6 protein-coding genes are annotated in these 6372 nt (G+C 53.4%); 1 reads left to right on the top strand and 5 read right to left on the bottom strand.

All coding sequences use genetic code 11. The features are described from left to right. Positions 1–17 precede the first annotated feature (17 nt). The 3 genes from HA45_RS06490 to nac all read right to left on the bottom strand — a co-directional run bounded on the left by HA45_RS06490 (position 18) and on the right by nac (position 2903). Positions 18–821, bottom strand: coding sequence for an ABC transporter permease (locus tag HA45_RS06490; protein WP_100703685.1), 804 nt, complete (start codon positions 819–821; stop codon positions 18–20). Continuing rightward, a complete protein-coding gene (locus HA45_RS06495) occupies positions 818–1720 on the bottom strand; it encodes an ABC transporter permease (protein ID WP_100703684.1) in 903 nt (300 codons plus the stop codon). The genes HA45_RS06490 and HA45_RS06495 overlap by 4 nt, the downstream gene beginning before the upstream one ends. Positions 1721–1976: 256 nt before the next feature. After that, on the bottom strand, positions 1977–2903 hold the full coding sequence (gene nac / locus HA45_RS06500) for a nitrogen assimilation transcriptional regulator NAC (protein ID WP_100703682.1): 927 nt from the start codon (positions 2901–2903) through the stop codon (positions 1977–1979). 497 nt (positions 2904–3400) lie between these two features. On the opposite strand from nac, the gene HA45_RS06505 reads away from it, so the two are divergent. Further along, positions 3401–4480, top strand: a complete 1080-nt coding sequence (locus tag HA45_RS06505) for a porin (RefSeq protein ID WP_276308776.1) — start codon at positions 3401–3403, stop codon at positions 4478–4480. Between the two features lie 71 nt (positions 4481–4551). Here HA45_RS06505 and HA45_RS06510 read toward each other — a convergent pair whose 3' ends face one another. Further along, on the bottom strand, positions 4552–5823 hold the full coding sequence (locus HA45_RS06510; protein WP_100703680.1) for a Glu/Leu/Phe/Val family dehydrogenase: 1272 nt from the start codon (positions 5821–5823) through the stop codon (positions 4552–4554). A 71-nt stretch (positions 5824–5894) separates the two neighbouring features. Further along, positions 5895–6372 (bottom strand): ATP-binding protein (locus HA45_RS06515; protein WP_495524939.1); only part of this gene is annotated, 478 nt, incomplete at its 5' end.

Consider the following 6372-nt stretch of genomic DNA (forward strand, 5'->3'; position numbering starts at 1 on the left):
CATCCTCTGGTGTGAAGTTATGCGGCCATCGCACGGCGCAGGCCAACCAATTTTTCCAACACGATCACCACCACGGTGGCGAGCAAAATAATCACCGTCGACATCGTCGCAACGGAAGGATCAAACACCGTACCAATCTGGCGATACAGCACCACCGGCACCGGGGTATTCTCGGAATCGGCGAGCCACATCGAGACTGGGTAGTTATCAAAAGAAACCATGAAACAGAAGATGGCACCGGACATCACGCCCGGCACAATTTGCGGCAAGATCACCTGACGGAATGTGGCCCAGCGTGAGGCGCCAAGGGTTCGCGCGGCTTCTTCGAGACTGGGATTCACCAGTTCAAGACTGGTGATCACCGTGCGCACCACATAAGGGGACGTCACTACGGTATGCGCCAGCAGCAGGTTGATTTTGGCGTTGCTCCAGCCGTAGCCGGTAAACAACTGCAGCAAGGCCAGCCCCGTAATTAATACCGGGAAGATCAGCGGTGACAGCAGTAGCCCTTTGCACAGATCGGCGAACGGCAGATTGCCGCGCACCAGCGCAAACGCGGCCGGAATGCCAAGTAGCAGTGACAGTAAAGTGGTGCCCAATGACAGCAGCGTGCTGAACAACAATGCCTCGGTAAATTCACTGTTGCCGAGCACTTTGCTGTACCAGTCCAGCGTAAAACCGGTGGGCGGAAAGCTGACGAAGTAGCCATCAGAGAAAGAGATGGCGATGATTAATAGAATCGGGGCGAGGATGAACACCATCATTGCCGCCGCGAAGGCATACAGCGCCGCGCCACCCCAGCCTTGTAACCGTGCATTCATTTTTCGACTCCATGCAGACGACGCCCGCTAAGCAATTTCATCGACAGCGTGTTAACCGCGATCACGATAAACACCAGGATGGCGGCGATGGTGGCGCCAAAGGGCCAGTCGTACACGGCAACAATCTGCTGTTCTGCCAGGTTGCCCAGCATCTGTGCTCGCGGTCCACCAATCAGTGCGGGAATCACATAAGATCCGGCTGCCAGCGAAAACACCAATGTCATGCCCGCGACCAGTCCAGGCAGGCTAAGCGGGAAGATGATGCGGAAGAACACTTGCCACGGCGGTGCGCCCAGCGTGCGAGCCGCAAACGGCAGATTGGCATCGATTTTCCCCAGCGCCGACGCCAGCGGCAGAACCATCATCGGGAAGAAGATTTGTAGCGAAGCGATGATCACCGCCCAGTCGGTAAACATCAGTGTATTTGGACGATCGATGACACCAAGATGCAGCAACACGTAGTTAAGTAATCCGGTTGGCCCGTTATTAAGAATTAACTGCCAGCCGTAAGCACGCACCACCACACTCACCGCCAGCGGTGCAATGATCACCAACGTCAAAATACGCGCCAGCAAAGCATGACCCCGCACCAGTACCGTGGCGACCGGATAGGCCAGCACTGCGGCAATCAACGAAGTCATAACGCTGATGCGCAGCGTGTTCCACAACACATCGCTGTAGAGCGCCACGGAAAAGAAGTGCCAGTAATGACTTAAGGTCCAGGGTGTGCCGATATTTCCATCGGCGGATTGCGTCATCAAACTGAACAACATCAATTTGACCGCCGGAGCAAAAAAGAAAAAAAGTTGAAACGCCAGCAGGGGAATAATCAACATCGCGGGCGATTGCCAGCGCCAGGTCGATTTCACCCGTGGCATTGGCGTGGGAATAGCAGTCATCGGAATTCCTCCAGACAAAATCGTGCACTACGCCATAAAATCATGACGACATCAGAGAAAACTATGTAGAGTAAGAAATTCCGCGTTTTAATATAAGCAATTGAAATGACGTTCATTGCCCTTTTATTTTTTGCGTCACAAAACGTTAATATGATTATTTGTATTGAACCCAATACAATTTTACGATGCGCATATTCATTCCGGTTATGAACAATAATATTTACAGCCGCCGCCTGCATTCCTGCAGTGAAATAGATCAATGTGAAAGAATATTATCTCCCCGCGTGAGATTCTGCGTCAGTTCAATCAATAATTCCCGCACTGCTGCCGCGGGCTCTGAGAGCGGCGTCCGATCGGAAACACAAAGGGAAAGCGTTTGGCTAATGGCGGGCCCGGTGATGGAGCGGATGACCACATCGCGTGATTCGGACTGGATGCGCTCGGCGATGGCTTTTGGCATGATCGTACAACCAAGCCCGGCATCCACCGCGCGTGCAATGCTTTTCACCGCTTCCAGTTCACCGACAATATTCAGGCTCTGATGATGCAAGCTAAAAGCTTCATCAATGGCACGGCGCACAAAGTTATAGGCGGGAGGTAACAGCATCGGTAATGCACTGAGCTGACTCACCTGCAGCGGGCCGCCATCATCGTCGAAATCAAAGTCGGCGTGAGCCACAAAGAAGAAGTTTTCCTCCAGCAAGGGCTCGTACTGCAGACCTTTTACGCCGCCGCAGCCGTGCAGCAAGGCCATTTCCAGCCGACCATTCGCCACCAACTCACTGTAAGCCTGGCCGACGCTTTCGACCAAATGGAGCAGAATGCCCGGATGACGCAATCGCATTTCGCTCAACAAGGCCATCGACAGCGTTGATGCCACACTGAATGGCGCCAACCCGACTGATACGCGGCCTGAAAGGCGTTGTCCGGCACTTAACACATCGGCTTCAGCCTGGGCAAATTGCCGTAACATGGCGTGGGCATGCCCATACAAGACTTTTCCGGCTTCGGTCGGGACCACGCCTTGCTGGCTGCGAATCAACAGCTGCCGTTTAAAATGTTCTTCCAGTGCCACCAACTGCTGGCTCAAAGCCGGTTGCGCGATGTGCAGTGCATCTGCCGCACGGGTAATACTGCCCATATCAACAATGGTAATGAACGACTTCAGACGTCGGATATTCATAGTTCCCGCCACATTCATATTTGCCGGGCACTCAATTTGCCGCAGGCTATCACGACTTTATCGGCATTGATTCATTCGAGGTAAGAAGAATTACCTGTCACAGGATAGGTGTTTTATATGGGTGGAATTGTATTATTAGCGCGCAATGAAATAAGAAAATAGTATCCGGTCAAAACAAAATTATCTTATCGGCAACGACCATATCGCCCTATGGTGATTCGCACGTTTCGTTAACGCCGATTGATTTGAATAATCGTCGAATAAAATAATAAAACCTCCTACCCAACGTTATTCAATGACCGGTGTAAATGCCTCATGGCATCTTTGATGTGTGCGCTTCATCCGCTGGCTGGCTGCCAGGCCTGTTTTAGTCGAAGCACTCTTGTGCATTCGACAGACTTAACAGCCAGCGGAATCTTTTCCTGATTCCTTCCATCGCGCCGTTAATTTACGCGATGTTTATACCAACAAGATGATAAATGCTCCGACGAGGATAAATGATGAAGCTGAATTTAAAACTTTGTATCGCCAGTGCCATGTTTGCTTCGGCATTCAGCCAGGCTGCCGAAATTTACAATAAAGATGGGAATAAATTGGATCTGTACGGCAAGGTTCAGGGCGAGAATTATATCTCTAGTAATGACAGCCTGGGTGGCGATCAATCTTATATGCGTTTTGGTTTCAAGGGCCAGACACAGATTAACGAGCTGCTGACCGGCTATGGTCAATGGGAATACCAGGCTCAGCTGAACAACAGTGAAGGCAGCGATGCTCAGAGCGGCAATAAAACGCGCCTTGGCTTTGCCGGTGTGAAAGTGGGCCAATACGGCAGCTTCGATTATGGCCGTAACTATGGTTTAGTGTATGACGCCATTGCCTATACCGACGTACTGCCCGAATTTGGCGGCCCAACCGGCACGGCGGATGGCTTCCTGCGTGGCCGCTCAACCGGCGTTGCAACCTACCGCAACCGCGATTTCTTCGGGCTGGTCGATGGATTAAGCTTGGGCGTGCAATATCAAGGCAAAAACGATCGTGATGCCATCAGCAAAGCCAACGGCGATGGCTGGGCTACCTCACTCGGTTATGCCACCGACTTCGGTGTAAGTGTGGTCGGCGGTTATGCCAATCTGAATCGTACCGCTGCACAGAACGCTGACGGCGTTTACGGACGGGGTGCAAAAGGTGAGAGCTGGGCAGTAGGCGCGAAATACGATGATAACCAGTGGTACTTCGGTACCTTCTACGGCCAGACCCGCAATGCTTACGCCATCAGCAACAGCCTGACCGGTGACAGCGGTTTCGCTAACAAAACCGAAAGCTTCGAAGCCACGTTGCAATACCAGTTCCTTAACGGCATCCGTCCTTCCATCGCCTGGGTACAAACCAAAGCTAAGGATATTGAAGGCGTGGGCAATGAAGACCTGCTGAAGTTCCTTGAGCCGGGCTTGACCTACTACTTCAACAAAAACATGAAGACCTTCGTCGCCTACAAAATCAATCTGCTCGACGACGACAACAAGCTCGGACTGCCTAATGATGACCAGGTAGCGCTGGGACTGGTGTATCAGTTCTAACAGCGTTAGCGATACCAAAATGGCGGCTTTGAGGCCGCCATTTTGCTTTAAAAGTTATCAACTCTTTATCGTTACGGATACAACCCGCGATCCTTCCTTGCCAGCAGAATGCGTTCACATGCCACGGCATAAGCCGCAGTGCGAAGCGTGACGTTTAGCATATCGGCTTTCTGCCATACCGTTTCAATCGCATGCTGCATAATGCTGTCCAACCGTTGATTGATCTCCTCTTCGCTCCAAAAGAAGCTAGAGAAATCCTGCACCCATTCGAAGTAACTGACCGTCACACCGCCCGCATTCGCAATCACATCTGGCACCACAGCAATGCCGCGCTGCTGCAAGATATCATCGGCTTCAGGCAACGTCGGGCCGTTTGCGCCCTCAATAATCAGGCGACACTGAAGCAGGTTGGCGCGTTCAGCCGTGATCTGTCCCTCCAGCGCGGCAGGCACCAGAATGTCGTAAGGCTGTGTCCAGAAATGTTCATCCGCGATGTGATCGGCAGCAGCGAAACCAGCAATCGTGCCGTGCGTTTGTTGCCAGGCCTGTAATGCTGGAATATCCAGCCCGCTGGCCAGATACAGCGTGGCTTTGTGGTCTTGCACTGCCACCACTTTCGCCCCCAGCGCATGGAACAACTCAGCACTGACGCTACCGACATTGCCAAAGCCCTGCACCGCCACACGACTGCTGGCCACATCAATGCCCAGTTTCGCCGCTACGCTGCAACCAGTAACAAACACGCCGCGCCCGGTGGCTTTTACCCGCCCCAACGATCCGCCCAAATGCACCGGTTTGCCCGTCACTACGCCGGTGGTGGTGGCACCGACATTCATCGACCAGGTGTCCATCATCCACGCCATCACCTGCGCGTTGGTGCCGACATCAGGCGCAGGAATATCCTGCTGTGGGCCAATCATAGTGCCAATCTCGCTGGTGTAGCGCCGCGTTAAACGTTCCAGCTCCTTATGAGACAACGTGGTCGGATCGACACGCACGCCGCCTTTCGCTCCGCCAAACGGCAGATTCAGGGCCGCGCACTTCACCGTCATCCACGCGGAGAGCGCCATCACCTCCTGCAACGTCACATCAGGATGGAAACGAACCCCGCCCTTGCCTGGCCCGCGCGATAAGTTGTGCTGCACGCGATAGCCTTCAAAATGACGCACTGTGCCATCATCCATTTCCAGCGGAATATCAACGATTAATGCCCGCTTCGGATGCGTTAACGTATCGGCCCAGCGGCTGAGATCGCCAAGCAGTGGCAACACGCGTTCGACCTGCGTCAGATAAGTTGACCAGGCTGAGTGACGGTCGCCCGTCACATAGGAAAGTTCAGACAAACTGACCTCCAGATTTTACTGTCAGGATTGGGAAACGCCGCCAACGGCAGGATAGCGGCGAAAGGATAGACTCAGTCGTGCAGGCCGAGTTTCTTCTCCAGATAGTGGATGTTGGTGCCACCCTGCTGGAAGTTTTCGTCGGACATGATTTTCATCTGCAGCTCGACGTTGGTCTTGATGCCGTCGATGATCAGTTCCGCCAGCGCATTTTTCATGCGCGCGATGGCCACTTCACGCGTATCACCGTAGGTGATCAGCTTGCCGATCATCGAGTCGTAGTACGGTGGCACGGTGTAACCGGCATAGATGTGCGATTCCCAGCGCACGCCAAAACCGCCTGGCGCGTGGAAACGGGTGATCTTGCCCGGGCTCGGCAGGAAGGTGTTCGGGTCTTCAGCGTTGATACGGCATTCCACCGCATGACCGCGCACCACCACGTCTTCCTGTTTGATCGACAGCGGCTGACCGGCAGCAATGCGCAGCTGCTCTTTGATCAGGTCCACGCCGGTGATCATCTCGGTCACCGGATGCTCCACCTGAATACGGGTA

The organism is Pantoea rodasii (assembly GCF_002095465.1).
GTDB lineage: Bacteria > Pseudomonadota > Gammaproteobacteria > Enterobacterales > Enterobacteriaceae > Pantoea > Pantoea rodasii.